This window comes from Enterococcus sp. DIV0210g (assembly GCF_050559705.1).
Classification (GTDB): Bacteria; Bacillota; Bacilli; order Lactobacillales; family Enterococcaceae; genus Enterococcus_B; species Enterococcus_B faecalis_A.
In genome coordinates this window covers 1,433,581-1,451,327 of the sequence record NZ_CP187903.1, presented here as the reverse complement: position 1 = coordinate 1,451,327, position 17,747 = coordinate 1,433,581, and the positions used below count along the sequence as shown (strand labels likewise).

14 protein-coding genes and 1 pseudogene are annotated in these 17,747 nt (G+C 40.0%); 13 read left to right on the top strand and 2 right to left on the bottom strand.

The window, feature by feature from the left end; all coding sequences use genetic code 11:
- Positions 1-3: 3 nt before the first annotated feature.
- The 12 genes and pseudogenes from IGI64_RS07030 (at position 4) to dnaJ (ending at position 13,086) form a co-directional block, all read left to right on the top strand.
- Positions 4-2,025 carry a BglG family transcription antiterminator gene (locus tag IGI64_RS07030; protein WP_430596441.1) on the top strand — a complete coding sequence of 674 codons (2,022 nt, stop codon included), beginning with the start codon at positions 4-6 and terminating at the stop codon, positions 2,023-2,025.
- A 174-nt stretch (positions 2,026-2,199) separates the two neighbouring features.
- A complete protein-coding gene (locus IGI64_RS07025) occupies positions 2,200-3,981 on the top strand; it encodes a PTS mannitol transporter subunit IICBA (RefSeq protein ID WP_429940005.1) in 1,782 nt (593 codons plus the stop codon).
- A 5-nt stretch (positions 3,982-3,986) separates the two neighbouring features.
- Positions 3,987-4,424, top strand: a complete 438-nt coding sequence (locus IGI64_RS07020; RefSeq protein WP_034863299.1) for a PTS sugar transporter subunit IIA — start codon at positions 3,987-3,989, stop codon at positions 4,422-4,424.
- A gap of 13 nt (positions 4,425-4,437) precedes the next feature.
- Positions 4,438-5,052: pseudogene (locus IGI64_RS07015) on the top strand (3-hydroxyacyl-CoA dehydrogenase NAD-binding domain-containing protein); the annotation flags it as partial.
- Positions 4,974-5,888, top strand: coding sequence for an ATP-binding protein (locus IGI64_RS07010; protein WP_429940004.1), 915 nt, complete (start codon positions 4,974-4,976; stop codon positions 5,886-5,888). The pseudogene IGI64_RS07015 and the gene IGI64_RS07010, both read left to right, overlap by 79 nt.
- Complete coding sequence (locus IGI64_RS07005; protein WP_429940003.1) at positions 5,869-6,153, top strand: hypothetical protein; 285 nt, start codon at positions 5,869-5,871, stop codon at positions 6,151-6,153. The genes IGI64_RS07010 and IGI64_RS07005 overlap by 20 nt, the downstream gene beginning before the upstream one ends.
- A gap of 16 nt (positions 6,154-6,169) precedes the next feature.
- Complete coding sequence (locus tag IGI64_RS07000) at positions 6,170-6,598, top strand: tyrosine-type recombinase/integrase (RefSeq protein WP_429940002.1); 429 nt, start codon at positions 6,170-6,172, stop codon at positions 6,596-6,598.
- Between the two features lie 89 nt (positions 6,599-6,687).
- On the top strand, positions 6,688-7,851 hold the full coding sequence (gene hemW / locus IGI64_RS06995) for a radical SAM family heme chaperone HemW (RefSeq protein WP_429940001.1): 1,164 nt from the start codon (positions 6,688-6,690) through the stop codon (positions 7,849-7,851).
- A gap of 168 nt (positions 7,852-8,019) precedes the next feature.
- Complete coding sequence (gene hrcA / locus IGI64_RS06990) at positions 8,020-9,063, top strand: heat-inducible transcriptional repressor HrcA (RefSeq protein WP_034862576.1); 1,044 nt, start codon at positions 8,020-8,022, stop codon at positions 9,061-9,063.
- A gap of 78 nt (positions 9,064-9,141) precedes the next feature.
- Positions 9,142-9,693, top strand: a complete 552-nt coding sequence (gene grpE, locus IGI64_RS06985; protein ID WP_429940000.1) for a nucleotide exchange factor GrpE — start codon at positions 9,142-9,144, stop codon at positions 9,691-9,693.
- A 55-nt stretch (positions 9,694-9,748) separates the two neighbouring features.
- Positions 9,749-11,578, top strand: coding sequence for a molecular chaperone DnaK (gene dnaK / locus IGI64_RS06980; RefSeq protein WP_034862581.1), 1,830 nt, complete (start codon positions 9,749-9,751; stop codon positions 11,576-11,578).
- Between the two features lie 341 nt (positions 11,579-11,919).
- Positions 11,920-13,086: a molecular chaperone DnaJ gene (dnaJ, locus tag IGI64_RS06975; protein ID WP_429939999.1), complete on the top strand. Its 1,167-nt coding sequence runs from the start codon at positions 11,920-11,922 to the stop codon at positions 13,084-13,086.
- A 54-nt stretch (positions 13,087-13,140) separates the two neighbouring features.
- On the opposite strand, the gene IGI64_RS06970 is transcribed toward dnaJ, so the two are convergent.
- Both IGI64_RS06970 and IGI64_RS06965 read right to left on the bottom strand, forming a co-directional pair.
- Positions 13,141-13,878, bottom strand: a complete 738-nt coding sequence (locus tag IGI64_RS06970) for an amino acid ABC transporter ATP-binding protein (RefSeq protein WP_016624720.1) — start codon at positions 13,876-13,878, stop codon at positions 13,141-13,143.
- Between the two features lies 1 nt (position 13,879).
- Positions 13,880-15,379 (bottom strand): amino acid ABC transporter substrate-binding protein/permease, encoded by a 1,500-nt coding sequence (locus tag IGI64_RS06965; RefSeq protein WP_429939998.1) that lies wholly within the window; start codon positions 15,377-15,379, stop codon positions 13,880-13,882.
- 367 nt (positions 15,380-15,746) lie between these two features.
- Between IGI64_RS06965 and uvrB the strand changes: the two genes are divergently transcribed.
- A complete protein-coding gene (gene uvrB, locus IGI64_RS06960; RefSeq protein ID WP_016624723.1) occupies positions 15,747-17,741 on the top strand; it encodes an excinuclease ABC subunit UvrB in 1,995 nt (664 codons plus the stop codon).
- The last annotated feature ends 6 nt before the right edge of the window (positions 17,742-17,747 follow it).

Below are 17,747 nucleotides of genomic sequence, written 5' to 3'. Positions count from 1 at the left end.
CTTATGCTTTTAACTCAGAGGGAAACACTTATATTAAATGAATTGCTGGAACACACAGAGCCGGTTTCCTTGGTCCATATGATGGATCTTCTAAAAGTCAGCAAGCGGACCGTTTATCGAGAGTTAGCCAACTTGGAGACCTCGTTACAATCTTTTGATACGAGTATTGTAAAAAGCGGACGAGGAAAATTCAAGCTTTCAGCAGATACAGCTGTTCAAGAAAAGTTGAAGAAACTCGCTGCTCAAAATTTATCAAAAGAATTCGCTGTCCAAGAACGGCAGCATGCTATACTTATCGAGATGCTTTTGGCGATGAGACCAATCTCTGCTGAATATTTTATGGCTGCTTATCAAATAAGCCAGACGACATTTTTTTCGGATCTCAAACAGTTGGAAGAAAAAATTTCTCGGTTATCTTTGTCGATCGTCCGCAATCGAGGATATATCATTGAAGGGTCCGAAAAAGCCAGGCGCTTACTGATCGCCAATCTTTTTGTCTCTGAAGTCAATGAATATCGTTTTTTTCATCGCGACAAACACAGCGAACAGGAACAAGTCTTTTTTCGGTTTCTTGATCATGAACATTTTCTTTTTGCGCAACAACTGATCCAAGAACGTTCAGAACCTGAGTTTGCCGATTTAAGTGATCGGAAATTGGTATTTATCATTACTATACTCACATTAGCAATGGATCGTGTCGAAGCTGGTGTTTCTTTGGAAGAAGAAACTTACCCTCTTGCCGTTAATAAAGAACTTTTAAAAGTCTCTAAAAAGATTTTTTATGCGATCGGTAAAGAGACTAGACAGCTGTACTCAATTAAAGAAATCACCTTTTTTGCAGTCTTGATGGGGAATTTAGCCAATTCGTTTGATCGGGATTTTTTTGAAGAAAATTTTGATCCTGACTTAGCGTACCGTGTCAAACGAATGATCGAAGAGGTGAGCGAAGAAGCTGAAGTTGCTTTTTACGAAGATGCAAAACTGTATAAGCTCTTATTAACTCATATCTCCGGGGTGCTTGCCCGTGCTGTTTTTGAAGAAACAGTTTTAAGAAATCCGATCCTTGAAAAAATCATGGAACAATATACAGAAATTGCTTCTTCGATCCAGCGAACCTTGCCGAAAGTTTTTCCAGAACAAACATTTTCTCAAGAAGAAGTGGCATACATGGTCTTGCATTTTGCCAATTCCTTGGAGAAGCATCCAAAAGTAATGGAAATCAATATTGCTGGAATTTCGCCAAGTGGTCTGGCTTCTCTTCATTTGCTCGAGATCCAGCTGAGAAAACATTTTCCTTTTATCAATGAAATCAATTTCTTCCGCGTAGGAGATATCCATCGGTTGAACATTGAAGAAAACTATGACTTAGTGGTTTCGACTGCCTTATTACCTGGCTATACAGGAAAATACAAATTAGTATCTCCAATGCTTCTGACGGACGAAATCAGAGAATTAAAAGAAAGTTTCAAAAACATCAGTCAGAAAAAACGCACGATCCAGAAAAAAGAAGCAGCAGCGGCAAATTATGGTGAAACGCTTGAATTTCTTGAGGAAATCAATCAGCTTTTAGCGTTGCTGAGTGTTCAAACAATCCAAAATCCGCCTGATTTGTCTGAGACTTTGCATCAGGTAATGACTTTTTTTGAAAATGACCTCGTCTGTGAAAAAGAAATAGTCGCCGAAAAGCTGCTGCAACGCTCCTACCAGGCACCAATTGGTATTCCGGAGACACAATTTGCTTTATTTCATGCCTCAAGTAAAGAAATCTTGAGACCTGTTTTTCGCGTTTTCGATTTAGTGCAATCATTCGAAATGCTTGCGATGGACAAACGGCCGATAACTGTCAAACGTCTGCTAGTGATGCTGGCACCTGCACCGCTCGACGAAAATACGAGCAGGATATTAGGAAAAATAAGCAGTTCTATCATCATAAATGATTTGAATACCGAGATTTTTAATTCAGGAAACCAGCAAATCCTCTATCAATTGTTAGCCTCTTTGCTGATTGAAGAAGTGAAAAAGTAACAGTTAAAAGAGTGTTTGACTTTAAAGAATCGCTATTTATTCGAAAGAAGAGAGAATAATCATTTTAATAAACAGTACATCAGCTTTGGCACAAACTTTCGTGCCAAAGCTCTTCTTTTTTTATGTAAAGAAAGCGCATACAATGAAATCAGATAAAACAAAGGGGGAGTAAAAATGGAAGCAAAGATCACACAGAAAAAAACACTAAAAGCAAAAGTCCAAAAGTTAGGAAGCACCCTTTCAAGTATGGTTATGCCGAATATCGGAGCTTTGATTGCTTGGGGCGTATTGACAGCATTGTTTATTCCAGACGGGTATCTTCCAAATGAAGCACTGGCAGAAATGGTTGGACCAATGCTGACCTATCTGATTCCGCTGTTGATTGGTTATACAGGAGGGAAAGTGATTGCGGATCAGCGAGGTGCTGTCGTAGGAGCAATTGCTACCATGGGTGTGATCGTGGGTTCTGACATTCCAATGCTTTTAGGGGCCATGATCATGGGTCCATTAGGCGGATATGCCATCAAGAAATTCGATCAGTTTTTTCAAGAAAAGATCCGTCCCGGTTTTGAGATGCTGGTCAATAACTTTTCTTCGGGACTGATTGGCTTTGCTCTAGCGTTATTAGGTTTTGCAGCTATCGGTCCAGTAGTGAATATGCTGACAGAAGCCATGGCATCCGGTGTCGCGGCCATCATCAACGCGCATTTGATTCCATTAGCAAATATCTTTATCGAACCTGCAAAGATCCTGTTTCTGAACAATGCGATCAATCATGGTATCTTGACACCGCTTGGGACAGAACAAGTCAATGAATTCGGAAAATCGATTTTGTACTTGCTGGAAGCAAATCCGGGCCCCGGTCTAGGTGTCCTGCTTGCTTTCACGTTATTTGGTAAAGGCGCAGCAAAATCTTCTGCCCCTGGAGCCATGATCATCCATTTTATTGGGGGAATCCATGAAATTTATTTTCCCTATGTCATGATGAAACCGCTGCTGTTTTTATCGGTGATAGCAGGTGGTGTTTCTGGAAGTTTTATTTTTCAACTGCTTGGTGCCGGACTTCGAGCACCAGCTTCTCCAGGGTCGATTCTTGCGATTTTAGCGATGACACCAATGAATTCCGCAATGGATGTGTTTTCTGTTATTGCCGGGATCACAGTAGGCGCTGCAGTTTCGTTTGCCACAGCTTCGTTGATTTTAAAAGCCGATGTGAAAGACACGATAGAAGACGATTTTGAAGCAAAAGTCAAAGAGACGCAGCAAGCAAAAATAGAAGCAAAAGCATCTCTGCAGCCAACAACAAATCTAAAAGACATCAAGCATATCATTTTTGCATGCGATGCTGGGATGGGATCAAGTGCGATGGGAGCTGCAATCCTTCGTAAAAAATTGAAAGCAGCTAATCTGCCTCAAAGCATCACGAATTCTGCTATCAATAATTTAAAAGATGTCCCGCATACATTGATCGTTACACAAGAAGAATTGCAAGAACGAGCGAAACAAAAAGCACCAAATGCAACCTTTGCTGCTGTGGAAAATTTCCTGCATTCACCAAAATATGACGAGATCATTGCTTCGCTATCAGGGAAAAACCAGTCAAAAACACAAGAAAAACAATCTGTTATTCCAATAAATGAGACCATCAACCAGTATGCTGAATCAGTAAATGAAATCATTTTTACACATGATGATCGAAAAGGTTCAACCACAATGGCCAAAAAAATCTTTCAAGATTTATTGAAAAAAGAATCGTTGTTTTTTCCGCTCAAGCAGATTCATATCGATGATCTGAAAGCAAATGCATCAACACTTGTAGTAACGAAAACAGAGCTGGCAGAACAAGTGCAAGCCGCAGCACCAGAAGCAGTACACCTGCCTATGGACGATTTGCTGCGAACATCAAATTATCAAAAAATCGTGGCAATGATCAAAAAATCGAAGGAAAGAGGCTGATGAGTATGGAATTATTGACAAAAGAAATGATTGAATTGGACAAAAATTTTACCAATAAAGAAGAAGCTATCCGATATTGCGGAGAAAAGTTAGTTCAAGCTGGCTGTGTCGAACCTGAATATATCGAAGCAATGATCGAAAGAGACAATGCATTATCTGTATACATGGGAAACTTCATCGCAATTCCTCACGGGACAGAAGAAGCAAAAAAATATGTCAAAAAATCGGGTATATGTATGGTTCAAGTTCCAGACGGTATCGATTTCGGGAAAGAGGGCGAAGAAAAAATCGTTACTGTTTTGTTTGGGATCGCTGGCTTAGGGGAAGAACATTTGCAGCTAGTCCAACAAATCGCTCTTTTTTGCAGCGATATCGATAACGTGGTGGAATTAGCAGATGCGTTGAGCAAAGAAGAAATCACTCGCTCGCTAACAGCGGCGTAAGGAGGCAGAAAACATGAAAGCAGTCCATTTTGGCGCAGGAAATATTGGCAGAGGATTTATTGGGGAGATTTTAGCTGCAAACGGCTTTGAGATTCTCTTTGTCGATATCGATCCCAAAGTAATCAATGCATTGAAACAACGAAAATCTTATATGATCGAACGAGCAGATGAAACCAAAAAACAACTTCAAATCCAGCATGTTTCTGGTGTGAATAATCAATCAGAACCCGAAAAAGTGATTAAAGCAATCAAGGAAGCAGACCTTGTCACAACAGCGATTGGGCCAGTCATCCTCCCGCATATTGCGGAACTTATCGCCAAAGGAATCGATCAGCGCCAAGAAGCAAACAATACTCAGAAACTAGATGTGATTGCTTGTGAGAACATGATTGGCGGGTCAACATTCTTAAAAAAAGAAGTAGAAAAATACTGCCGTTATCCTGATTACTTATCAGCAATGATTGGTTTTCCTGACGCAGCAGTTGACCGAATCGTTCCTTTGCAGAAACATGAAGATCCATTATTTGTCCAAGTAGAACCATTTTGCGAATGGGTCATCCAAGAAGAAATGGTAAAATCCAGTATTCGGTTGAATGGCGTGAAATATGTCAAAGATTTGGAACCATATTGTCTGACACCACCTTAGAAAAAAATGATTCTTTAATAAGTGAAACAGATATGTTAAGAATACTTGCTACACAAGGAATTATTATGTCTACTTTCGCTCATCAAATAAAAAACGATAGATTATTTTTTAGAAATTCTTCAAAAATATTGAAAAAAATGGGGAATTTCTACAGGGACGATTTTGGAGTAGATTTTGATAAAATTAAAAGTGACTTGAATATTTTTGATTTTTCCGAATCTGTTGAAAGAAAAAACAATAGTGTGCTTAGTTTTATTGAAAGTGCCATTAAGAAACCTAAGAAAGCCAAAAAGAAAAGTATACAAATTGTTCCTTATATTATACAAATATTTGAATGGTGGTCTAATTCTATAAGAGACAACTACAACGAATATACGTATGTAATTAATAATGAAACGGACTTTAGTAAGCTATCGCCAGAACTAAATAAGTTTTTTGTTTATGGCGATGAACAACAATTAGACTGCATATTTTTGAATCTTCTTTCCAATACTCATAAAAGTTTCGAAAAAGGTAAAATTAACAAACGTAAAATTGATGTAAACCTATCGTTGGAAACTGCTGATAAGATAAAAATTATTTATAAAGATAACGGAATAGGACTAGATGAAAAAATAAAGAATAAAAAAGATATTTTTGAACCTTATAAATCATATGGGGGAGGAAATCAAGGCACCGGTATGGGTATGTGGATTCTAAGCTCTATTGTAGAAAGTTTAAACGGAAAAAAACAAATAGTATCTGATGTAGGGAATCCTGGTTTTGAAATAGAAGTTACTTTACTAGGGGGAATTATTGATGAACTTAAAAACAATTAATATCGTATATATTGATGATGAATCTGATGCACGGTATGGACCATTTTTTGATTTGGAAGAGTACGTAGATAATTTGCAGAATGAATCTTATAATATTGAAATTTCGTTTTTTCAACTTAAAGATGAAAAAACGCAAGATATTTTTTGGGAGCGCCTGATGGAGAATGAATATCAAGGTATAATTCTTGATTATAGGCTGCTTGATAGCGGTATTTTTGAAGATGCATCTTCTATATGGAAAAAAGTTAAGTTAAACAATAAATGAAGCGAGACAAAAAGAGATGAAACAAAGAGAAAAAGGAACTTTTATAAAGACGTATCAGCGAAAGAACCAGACTTCTTATCACAAAAAAGTGAGGGCTTCTGAACAATTTCTTTTCTCAACTACGATTTTCCAAACACAAAATGGTACGCCAGTCGTTTATCATTCGTTTAATGAGTTTATGAATGGACGTGGTAGCAATAAAAAACCTGTGAAATGTGTGAAAGATATCTTAAGAGAAAAATATCCTGCGTTTAATAAGCATGTTACTACGCATACTTTTCGCTACACACATATTTCTCTCCTGGCTGAAGCTGGCGTCCCCATCAAAGCCATCATGGATCGTGTCGGCCATTCTAATATGAAAACAACCCTGGAAATTTACAATCAGGTGTCCAGTGCAACAAAAGAAAAAGTGATCCAAGAAGTCGATTCTTGGATTTTTTAGTGGATTTGTTTGCCAAATACGTTTAGTATGCGTATATAAGAGTGGTCGAAAATCGGTACGACTTTTCGACGTAAGGAGAACGAAAACAAATGAAAGATTCAACCAAATACACAGGAAGCAAGCTTTCTGCGTATATCCATATCCCGTTTTGTGAGCATATTTGCTATTACTGTGACTTCAATAAAGTATTTTTGGAAGGTCAGCCGATAGATGAATATATCGAAATGTTATTGAAGGAAATCGAATTATCAAAAGAAAATATGGCAGTCGATGCTTTAGAAACATTGTATGTGGGCGGCGGTACGCCAACTTCTTTGTCAGCGGCACAACTAGATAAATTGTTAGCGGGGGTTCGCGAACGCTTGCCTTTTAATCCAGCGGTAAAAGAATTTACTGTAGAAGCAAACCCAGGTGATTTGACGAGAGAAAAATTGCAAGTAATGAAAAACTATGGTGTTAATCGTTTGTCGATGGGAGTACAGACATTTGACAACAAGTTGTTAAAGAAAATTGGACGGAAACATACTGCAGAAGATGTCTACCAAACAATGTCCTTTCTAGAAGCAGAAAACTTTTCGAATGTAAGTATCGATTTGATCTATGCATTGCCAGGGCAAACATTAGAAGGCTATCGGGACACGTTAACAAGAGCCCTTGAACTTGATTTGCCTCATTATTCACTGTATTCGCTGATCCTTGAAAATAAGACGATGTTCATGAACTGGGTGAGACAAGGACGCTTGGAGCTTCCAGACCAGGAAACAGAAACAAGGATGTTTGAAGAAACAATTGCAGCAATGGAAAAAAGCGGACACCATCAATATGAAATCAGCAACTTTGCTTTAGAAGGCCATGAATCAAGACACAATCTGATGTATTGGAACAATGAACATTATTTTGGATTTGGTGCAGGAGCGAGCGGTTATTTGGGAGATAGAAGATACCGGAATAAGGGGCCGATCCAGCATTATTTGCAGCCTTTACGGGAAAACCAATTACCTGTACTGGAAGTTGAAGAATTATCTCGAAAAAATCAGATCGAAGAAGAAATGTTTTTAGGTCTGCGGAAAAAAGAAGGCGTCTCAAAACAGCGATTTTACGAAAAATATCAGACAGAGTTAGAAGAATTATATGGCGATGTTTTGGCAGAGTTGGAAAAAGAAGAACTTTTGATTAATGACAAAGAAAATGTCTTGCTGACACCAAAAGGAATCTTTTTAGGAAACAATGTTTTTGAGCGTTTTTTACTATAAAAGAACCTTTGGATAAGTTTGGATCAAACGCAGAATAAACGGATTAGCACTCTTTTATATAGAGTGCTAAAATGCGTGGTTTTTTTCTTGACAATAATGACAGGTATTGTTATATTTATACATGGGTTAGCACTTAGAAGGCAGGAGTGCTAACGAGAGGTGATGAAGATGTTAACGCAACGACAAAAAGATATCTTGCGTCTGATCATCCAGAACTATACAAGTAACGGCGTACCTGTTGGCTCTAAAGCGCTGATGGCTGAAGGAGTCGAAGCAAGTTCTGCAACGATCCGGAATGACATGAAGGCGCTGGAAGAAGAAGGGCTTCTTTTGAAAACTCATTCTTCTTCAGGCAGGATTCCTTCTGCGGCAGGCTATCGTTACTATGTGGACAATTTACTAGAGCCCGCTCGAGTAAATAAAGATGATCTGCAAACGATTCGACAGTCTTTAAGCAAAGATTTTCATGAAATCAATGAGATTATCAAACAATCTGCAGAGATTTTATCAAATTTAACAAGTTACACTGCTTTTTCATCCGGTCCGGAAATCAAAGACCGGCGATTGACAGGGTTTCGCATCATTCCTTTAAATGACCGACAAATCATTGCGGTGATCGTTACAGACAGAGGAAATGTAGAAAGCCAAGTGTACACTTTGCCTGCTGCTCTCGGCAGTCAGGATTTAGAAAAAATCGTTCGTATCGTCAATGATCGTTTAGTTGGTGATCTGCTTGTCAACGTGTACCATAAGTTGAGGACAGAGATCCCGATGATCCTGCATAAGTATTTCCAAACCACAGATGGCATGTCTTCATTATTTGATGCGATATTGGGTCAGGTATTTGAAGATAAAATCTATGTGAGCGGGCAAATGAATCTTTTGGATTATGAGCCTTACCAAGATCTGCACCAATTCAAGTCTATGTATTCTTTCATGAAAGACAGGTCGGAATTGACTCAGATCATCGTACCGATGGATAGCGATATCCATATCAAAATCGGTTCGGAAATCGGAAATGATCTTTTGCAAGATATGAGTATCATTCAAGCAAGTTACGAGATTGATGGCCACGGAAGAGGTACAATTGCATTGTTGGGTCCGACGAATATGTCATATTCACGAATGTTTGGACTGATTGATGTTTATCGGAAAGAACTAGCAAACAAGCTGGAGGAATATTATCGTTCGCTTGACATGCCTGGTTCTTAAGAGAGAAGCTATGAAAACCGTATGTTCAAGTAAATTTGACTAAAGACGGGTTGAAACAAACGAAAGGAAGGCGAGATCGTGAAGGAAAAAGAAGAATTAGAAAAAGAAATCGTTGATGAAGCAGATTTCGATGCTGAAGCGGCAGAAGATTCTGGCGTATCCGAAGTTGAAGCAGAAGCGACAGAGATCCAAACGTTGAAAATGGAATTAGATGAAATGGAAGACAAATTCCTGCGCGCTCGTGCGGAAATCGCTAATATGGCAAATCGCGGCAAAAACGAACGGGAACAGCTTCAAAAATACCGTTCCCAAGATTTAGCGAAAAAACTGCTGCCAGCGATCGATAATCTAGAAAGAGCACTAGCAGCGGATGTTTCAGACGAACAAGGCGGCAGCTTGAAAAAAGGTGTCGAAATGGTCTTGGAAAGTTTGAATCAAGCATTGAAAGAAGAAGGCATCGAGAAAATCGCTGCAAAAGGCGAAGTCTTTGATCCAAATCTTCACCAAGCAGTCCAAACGATCCCAGCTTCTGACGAGATCCAACCAGAAACGATCGTTGAAGTATTGCAAGAAGGATATAAATTACACGATCGCGTATTACGTCCGACGATGGTCATCGTCGCACAATAGTCATTAAGATATTTAATATAATAGAAACAAATGATAAGTGAAGGAGATAGTTCATATGAGTAAAATTATTGGTATTGACTTAGGAACAACAAACTCTGCTGTTGCTGTATTAGAAGGCGGCGAAGCAAAAATCATCGCAAATCCAGAAGGCAACCGTACAACACCTTCTGTTGTATCATTCAAAAATGGCGAAATCCAAGTTGGGGAAGTGGCAAAACGCCAAGCTGTAACAAATCCTAACACGATCTCATCTATCAAACGCCATATCGGCGAAGCTGGTTACAAAGTAGAAGTAGAAGGCAAAAACTATACACCACAAGAAGTCTCAGCAATGATCTTACAATACATCAAAGGTTTTGCCGAAGATTATCTAGGTGAAAAAGTAGAAAAAGCAGTTATTACTGTTCCTGCTTACTTCAACGACGCACAACGCCAAGCAACAAAAGATGCTGGTAAAATCGCTGGCTTAGAAGTTGAACGTATCGTAAACGAACCAACAGCAGCTGCGTTAGCTTATGGTTTAGACAAAACAGACAAAGACGAAAAAATCCTTGTTTTTGACTTGGGCGGAGGTACTTTTGACGTATCGATCCTTGAATTAGGTGACGGCGTATTTGATGTATTGTCTACAGCTGGAGATAACCATCTAGGTGGGGATGACTTTGACAACAAAATCATTGATCACATGGTTGCTGAATTCAAAAAAGAAAACGGCATTGACCTTGGCCAAGACAAAATGGCATTACAACGTTTGAAAGATGCTGCTGAAAAAGCGAAAAAAGATCTATCAGGCGTATCAAGCACACAAATCAGCTTGCCGTTTATCACTGCTGGTGAAGCTGGACCATTGCATTTGGAAATGACATTGACTCGTGCGAAATTCGATGAATTGACTGCTGATTTAGTAGAACGTACAAAAATCCCAGTTCGTCAAGCATTGAAAGATGCAGGCTTGTCACAATCTGAAATCGATGAAGTGATCTTAGTCGGCGGTTCTACACGTATTCCTGCTGTTGTTGAAGCAGTACGTAAAGAAACTGGTAAAGAACCAAATAAATCAGTTAACCCAGATGAAGTTGTAGCGATGGGTGCTGCTATCCAAGGCGGCGTTATCACTGGTGATGTGAAAGATGTTGTCTTGCTTGACGTAACACCATTATCATTAGGTATTGAAACAATGGGCGGCGTGTTCACTAAATTGATCGACCGCAACACAACGATCCCAACAAGCAAATCACAAGTCTTTTCAACTGCTGCGGACAACCAACCAGCTGTTGACATCCATGTTCTTCAAGGAGAACGTCCAATGGCTGCAGACAACAAAACATTAGGAAGATTCCAATTAACGGATATTCCGCCAGCACCACGTGGAATCCCTCAAATCGAAGTATCCTTCGATATCGATAAAAACGGGATCGTTAATGTATCTGCCAAAGATCTAGGTACACAAAAAGAACAAAAAATCACAATCAAATCTTCTTCAGGTTTGTCAGATGACGAAATCGAACGTATGGTGAAAGATGCAGAAGCAAACGCTGAAGCAGATAAAGCACGCAAAGAAGAAGTAGACTTGCGTAATGACGTGGATGCTTTACTATTCACTGTTGACAAAACATTGAAAGAATTAGAAGGCAAAGTCGACGCAGAAGAAGTGAAAAAAGCAGAAGCTGCTCGTGACGAATTGAAAGCTGCTGTCGAAGCAAACAACATCGAAGAAATGAAACAAAAACGCGATGAATTAAATGAAATCGTACAAAATCTTACAGTGAAATTGTACGAACAAGCAGCACAACAACAAGCACAAGAAAATCCTGAAGCGGCTCAAGGCGGAGCGGATGATGTCGTAGATGCAGATTTCGAAGAAGTCGATGGCGACGATAAATAATCCATTCTTTTAATGGAAAAACAGTGAAAGAGATGTGCGTATCACGCGAATCTTCTCAAATGAGTAACAGATGACGCATATGCGGCAAGCATCTCTTTCTGCTGTTTTTAAACAGTAAGAGCCATGAACTGAAAACAGCATCTTATGTTTTCTGGTTCATGGCTCTTATTGATGTGGTAAATCAAAGAAGATTTTCCGCAAAGAAAGAAGAGGTTTATTTTTTCTTAAAAACGAATAGACGTGCGGCTGTTTTAGTAAATCTGTTTTTGTCACGGCTGTGAAAATGTGATATGATTACAAACGATGCGGCGAACGCACATGAACCAATAGGAGGAACGCCTATGGCAACGAAACGTGATTATTATGAAGTCTTAGGAATCTCAAAAGGGGCTTCAGACGATGAGATAAAAAAAGCTTATCGCAAACTTTCAAAAAAATACCATCCTGATATCAACCAAGAACCTGATGCTGAAGAAAAGTTCAAAGAAGTATCAGAAGCTTATGAAATTTTAAGTGACGCGCAAAAGCGTGCTGCGTATGATCAATATGGTCATGCAGGGACAGATCCAAATTATGGCGGCGGAGCAGGCGGTTTTGGCGGCTTCAACGGCGGTTTTTCTGGCGGCGGCTTTGGCGGTTTCGAAGATATTTTCGATTCTTTCTTTGGCGGCGGCGGTCGTTCTGTTGATCCAAATGCCCCAAGACAAGGTGCGGACTTGCAGTATACAATCGATTTGAGCTTTGAAGAAGCGATTTTTGGTGTCGAAAAAGAAATCAAATACAATCGTGAAGAAGTTTGTCATACTTGCGGCGGGAACGGCGCGAAATCTGGTACAGAACCAGTGACATGTCATAAATGTCATGGATCAGGATCAATAAATGTTGAAAGACAAACACCGCTTGGTCGTATGATGAGTCGTCAAACATGTGATGTTTGTCATGGAACAGGGAAAGAAATCAAAGACCCTTGTCCAACTTGTCATGGTTCTGGCCATGAGAAAAAAGCACATACAGTGAAAGTAAATGTTCCTGCAGGTGTGGAAGAAGGCCAACAAATGCGTTTGGCAAACCAAGGAGAAGCCGGCACGAACGGCGGACCTTATGGCGATCTATATGTTGTCTTCCGTGTAGAAGATAGCGATATCTTCGACAGAGACGGTTCAGAGATCTATTATGAATTGCCGTTAAGCTTTGTTCAAGCAGCTCTTGGCGATGAAGTCCAAGTGCCTACTGTGCATGGTGATGTGAAATTGAAGATTCCTGCTGGTACACAAACAGGTACGAACTTCCGATTACGCGGAAAAGGTGCCCCACGCTTAAGAGGCGGATCAACAGGGGATCAGCATGTCAAAGTGAAATTGATCACACCGAAAAACTTAAATGATGAACAAAGAGAAGCGTTGCGTAAATTTGCAGAAGCTGGCGGACAAACAGTCAGCGAACAGCAAGAAGAAGGTTTTTTTGATAAAGTCAAAGATGCTTTCAGCGGCGGAAAAAAACGTAAATAAAAGAAACCCAGCCATCCAATCACTTAGATTGGATGGCTGGGTTTTTGTAAGCTCTCAGATATTTAATACTTTATCTAAGAAGTCTTTTGTACGATCGTTTTGCGGATTGTTGAAGACTTCTTCAGGTGTTCCGTCTTCAAGGAAGTTTCCGCCATCGATAAACATGACACGGTTTGCAACTTCTTTCGCGAAGCCCATTTCGTGGGTAACGATGATCATCGTCATTCCTTGTTTTGCTAACTTTTTCATAACGTTCAATACGTCGCCGACCATTTCTGGATCAAGCGCAGAAGTTGGTTCATCGAACAACATGATATCAGGGTTCATCGCAAGTGCGCGAGCGATAGCGACACGCTGTTTTTGTCCCCCAGACAAGTTATCAGGATACATGTCTTTTTTATCGGCTAAGCCAACTGTTTCCAGTAATTTGACAGCCATTTGTTCTGCTTCAGCACGTGGTGTCTTTTTAAGATCCATAGGTGCTAAGATGATGTTTTCTAAAACAGACAGGTGAGGGAAGAGATTGAAGTGTTGGAACACCATTCCGATATGCTGTCTTGTTAAGTTGATGTCTGTGTTTTTGTCCATCAAGTGGGCGCCGTCGATGATGATATCGCCGGAAGAAGGTTCTTCCAAGCGGTTCAAGCAGCGTAAAAAGGTACTTTTTCCAGAACCAGAAGGACCGATGACGCAAATAACATCGCCTTCGTTGATTGAAGTATTGATGTCGTTTAATACAGTGTTCTCTCCGTATTTTTTTACAAGATGTTCGACTAAGATTTTTTCAGCCATGTTATTTCACCTTCTTTTCTAAAACTTTTGCTAATTTCGTCAATGCTGTGATCAAAATCAAATACATCACTGCGATGATCAAGTAAACATACGTACTTTGTGTTGTTCTTGCGACGATGATTCTTCCTGCTTGAAGCAATTCGACCACACCGATTGCTGAGATGATCGTTGTATCTTTCAATGAGATAACGAATTGGTTAACAAATGAAGGAAGCATGATTTTTGTTGCTTGCGGTAAAATGATTTTTTGCATCGTCCGATTATAAGAAAGTCCTAAACTTCTGGAAGCTTCCATTTGTCCGACTGGCACGGCTTTGATACCGCCTCGGACGATTTCAGCGATATAGGCGCTGGCATTTAGTGTCAATGTGATGATTCCGGCAGTAAAGTCTGGAATAGTAAAACCGACGATTCCTGGCAATCCGAAGAAAATAAAGAAAGCAAGTACCATCATCGGGATACCACGAATCACGTCAACGTAAATAGTAGCTAATGTACGCAATGCACGGACAGGTGATACGCTGAATAAACCGAAAATCACACCGATCACGATTGCTAAAGCAAAGGAAACGATCGAAAGGACGATTGTTTGCCATAAACCATTTAATAGCGCGCGATAGTTATTTTTGATCAAGCCGATAATCGACGACTCATCTGGCTGATCTTCGTTTTGAGCTGGGCTGTCGTCCGTGCTGATGTAGCGGTTGATGATTTCATCATAAGCGCCTGTGCGTTTTAATTCTTTCAAACCTTCATTGAACATTTGAAGCAGTTCAGGATTTTGACCTTTTTTGACAGCGAACGCATATTGTCCGCCAGATTCTTTTGCGATAGGGGTAGCAATTTCTTGCCCTTGTTTGATTGCGTAACCGATCACGGGATAATCATCCATCAATGCGTCGATAGCGCCCACTCGCAAGCTATCGTAAAGCTGATCAGCTGCATCGAAGAATTTGACGTTGAAGCCGTATTTATCTGCATTTGCTGTTAAGAAATCTGCACTTTCTGTACCAACTTTTGCACCGACTGTTTTTCCATCGAGATCTTCATAAGACTTAACGGAAGTATCGTCTTTTTTGACACCGATTTGAATCCCGCTGTCGAAGTAAGGGTCAGAGAAATCATAGCTTTTCTTTCTTTCGTCAGTGACCGTCATTCCGGCGATCATTCCGTCTGCTTGACCAGATTCTAACGCTTGGAGCGCTGCTGAGAAACCGCGGAAGTCCATTTGGATATTGAATCCTTGGAGTTTTGCGATTTCTTCCATCAAGTCAACATCGATTCCTACATATTCGCCTTGCGCATTCTGAAATTCGAAAGGTGCGAAAGCAGAGTCGCTGGCGATGACATATTTATCTTTTTTAGGCTCGATTTGTTTCATCGTCTCGCCTGCGGCTGAACTTGCCGTTGTATTTTCCGCTTGTGCCGGGCTGCTGAAAGCAAATGTCACAAGTCCTGTCATTATGAAAATCAATGAGTAAAACAAATGGTTCCTTTTCATAATTAACCTCCTAATATTTCCAATATTTTATTATTATAGGGGATACTCTGTTGAATAGACAAGTTTCTTTAAACGAAAAAAGAAAAAAGTTCTCAGAATGTTACATTTGATGTCACAAAACATAACATAAGTATATAAGAGTACAAAGAACTGGCGAAAGTATGTTCGGTGTGGTATAATTTGATATAAATGCCATGACTGAAAACTACTTGTTCAGCTGGCTTCTATAATAGTAGAAAAGTGCGCAGTTTTTGCGGGGAGAAGAACGGAAGATGGAAGAAATGATCATTTTTCGTTTTTTCGTCCGTGGTCTTTGCGACATAGACTTGTCTGCTCAAAGCTTGATAAACGATAAGGAGGATGCAGGATGATCGAGAGAGATACCTCCCGACAATTTGAATTAGTTTCGAAGTACCAGCCATCTGGCGATCAGCCGCAAGCCATTGCGCAATTGGTCGAAGGCATCGAAGAGAAAAAGAAAGCGCAGATTTTGTTAGGTGCGACCGGTACGGGGAAAACGTACACGATTTCAAATGTTATCAAAGAAGTAAATAAACCGACATTGATTATTGCTCATAATAAGACACTCGCAGGACAATTATATGGAGAATTTAAAGAATTCTTTCCTAATAATGCCGTCGAATACTTTGTTTCTTATTATGATTATTATCAGCCAGAAGCGTATGTGCCTTCTAGCGATACGTATATCGAAAAAGATTCAAGTATCAATGATGAAATCGATAAACTGCGACATTCAGCTACAAGTTCATTACTAGAACGAAATGATGTGATTGTTGTTGCCTCTGTTTCGTGTATCTTTGGTTTGGGCTCGCCGATGGAATATCAAAAGAAAGTTGTTTCCATTCGAAAAGGAGCAGAACTTGATCGAAGCCAATTGATCCGCGATCTAGTCAATATCCAATTTGAACGAAATGACATCGATTTCCAACGAGGACGTTTCCGTGTACGAGGAGATGTGGTGGAGATTTTCCCTGCTTCTCGCGATGAGCGTGCGTTGCGTGTTGAATTTTTTGGCGATGAAGTGGAACGTATCCGTGAAGTAGATGCGTTAACAGGGGAAGTGTTAGGTGAAACAGAACATGTAGCGATTTTCCCGGCAACTCACTTTGTTACAGATGAGAACAACATGGAACATGCTGTAGCTAATATCAAAGCAGAGCTGGAGATGCGTTTGAAGATTTTGCGCAGCGAAGAGAAATTATTGGAAGCACAGCGTTTAGAACAACGGACCAATTATGATATAGAAATGATGTTGGAAATGGGTTATACCTCTGGGATCGAAAACTATTCTCGTCATATGGATGGTCGAAAAGAAGGAGAGCCGCCGTATACATTGCTGGACTTCTTCCCGGAAGATTATCTGCTTGTCGTGGATGAATCCCATGTGACGATGCCGCAGATCCGCGGAATGTACAATGGCGACCGCGCACGAAAACAAATGCTTGTCGATTACGGGTTCCGTTTGCCGTCTGCACTAGATAACCGTCCGCTGCGTTTGGAAGAGTTTGAACAGCATGTCAATCAAATCATTTATGTCTCAGCGACACCGGGTGATTATGAGAACACTCAAACAGATACAGTGATCCAACAAATCATTCGACCAACAGGATTGTTAGATCCAATCATCGAGGTACGTCCGATCATGGGACAAATCGATGACTTGGTAGGTGAAATCAACGACCGTATCGAAAAAAATCAGCGTGTATTTGTCACGACTTTGACGAAAAAAATGTCTGAAGACTTGACTGATTACTTCAAAGAATTAGGAATCAAAGTCAAATATCTCCACAGTGATATCAAAACGTTAGAACGGACAGAGATCATTCGTGATCTGCGTTTAGGAGAATTCGACGTTTTAGTAGGGATCAACTTGCTTCGTGAAGGATTGGATGTTCCTGAGGTATCGTTAGTTGCGATTTTAGATGCCGACAAAGAAGGATTTTTGCGAAGTGAGCGTTCCTTAGTCCAAACAATTGGCCGGGCTGCCCGAAATTCAGAAGGTAAAGTAATCATGTATGCCGACAGAATGACTGATTCAATGCGCTTGGCGATGGAAGAAACTTCAAGACGTCGTGCCATCCAAGAAAAATACAATGAAGAACATGGAATCGTTCCGAAAACGATTATCAAAGAAATCCGTGATTTGATCTCGATCACCAAAGAGGCGGATAAAGAAACAGATACCTCTCTTCAAGAGTCTTATGAAGATATGTCTAAAGAAGAGAAAGAATTGCTGCTGATGAATATGGAAAAAGAAATGCGAGAAGCTGCCAAAGCATTGGATTTCGAAACAGCGGCAACGCTGCGTGATACCATTTTAGAATTAAAAGCAGCAAAATAGGAGGTT

Coding starts and splice junctions, on each gene's coding strand:
- dnaJ (WP_429939999.1), top strand. CDS start 11,920: ATGGCAACGAAACGTGATTATTATGAAGTCTTAGGAATCTCAAAAGGG.
- IGI64_RS07030 (WP_430596441.1), top strand. CDS start 4: ATGCTTTTAACTCAGAGGGAAACACTTATATTAAATGAATTGCTGGAA.
- IGI64_RS07005 (WP_429940003.1), top strand. CDS start 5,869: ATGAACTTAAAAACAATTAATATCGTATATATTGATGATGAATCTGAT.
- IGI64_RS06965 (WP_429939998.1), bottom strand. CDS start 15,379: ATGAAAAGGAACCATTTGTTTTACTCATTGATTTTCATAATGACAGGA.
- uvrB (WP_016624723.1), top strand. CDS start 15,747: ATGATCGAGAGAGATACCTCCCGACAATTTGAATTAGTTTCGAAGTAC.
- IGI64_RS07025 (WP_429940005.1), top strand. CDS start 2,200: ATGGAAGCAAAGATCACACAGAAAAAAACACTAAAAGCAAAAGTCCAA.
- IGI64_RS07010 (WP_429940004.1), top strand. CDS start 4,974: ATGGGTCATCCAAGAAGAAATGGTAAAATCCAGTATTCGGTTGAATGG.
- hrcA (WP_034862576.1), top strand. CDS start 8,020: ATGTTAACGCAACGACAAAAAGATATCTTGCGTCTGATCATCCAGAAC.
- IGI64_RS07000 (WP_429940002.1), top strand. CDS start 6,170: ATGAAACAAAGAGAAAAAGGAACTTTTATAAAGACGTATCAGCGAAAG.
- dnaK (WP_034862581.1), top strand. CDS start 9,749: ATGAGTAAAATTATTGGTATTGACTTAGGAACAACAAACTCTGCTGTT.
- IGI64_RS07020 (WP_034863299.1), top strand. CDS start 3,987: ATGGAATTATTGACAAAAGAAATGATTGAATTGGACAAAAATTTTACC.
- IGI64_RS06970 (WP_016624720.1), bottom strand. CDS start 13,878: ATGGCTGAAAAAATCTTAGTCGAACATCTTGTAAAAAAATACGGAGAG.
- hemW (WP_429940001.1), top strand. CDS start 6,688: ATGAAAGATTCAACCAAATACACAGGAAGCAAGCTTTCTGCGTATATC.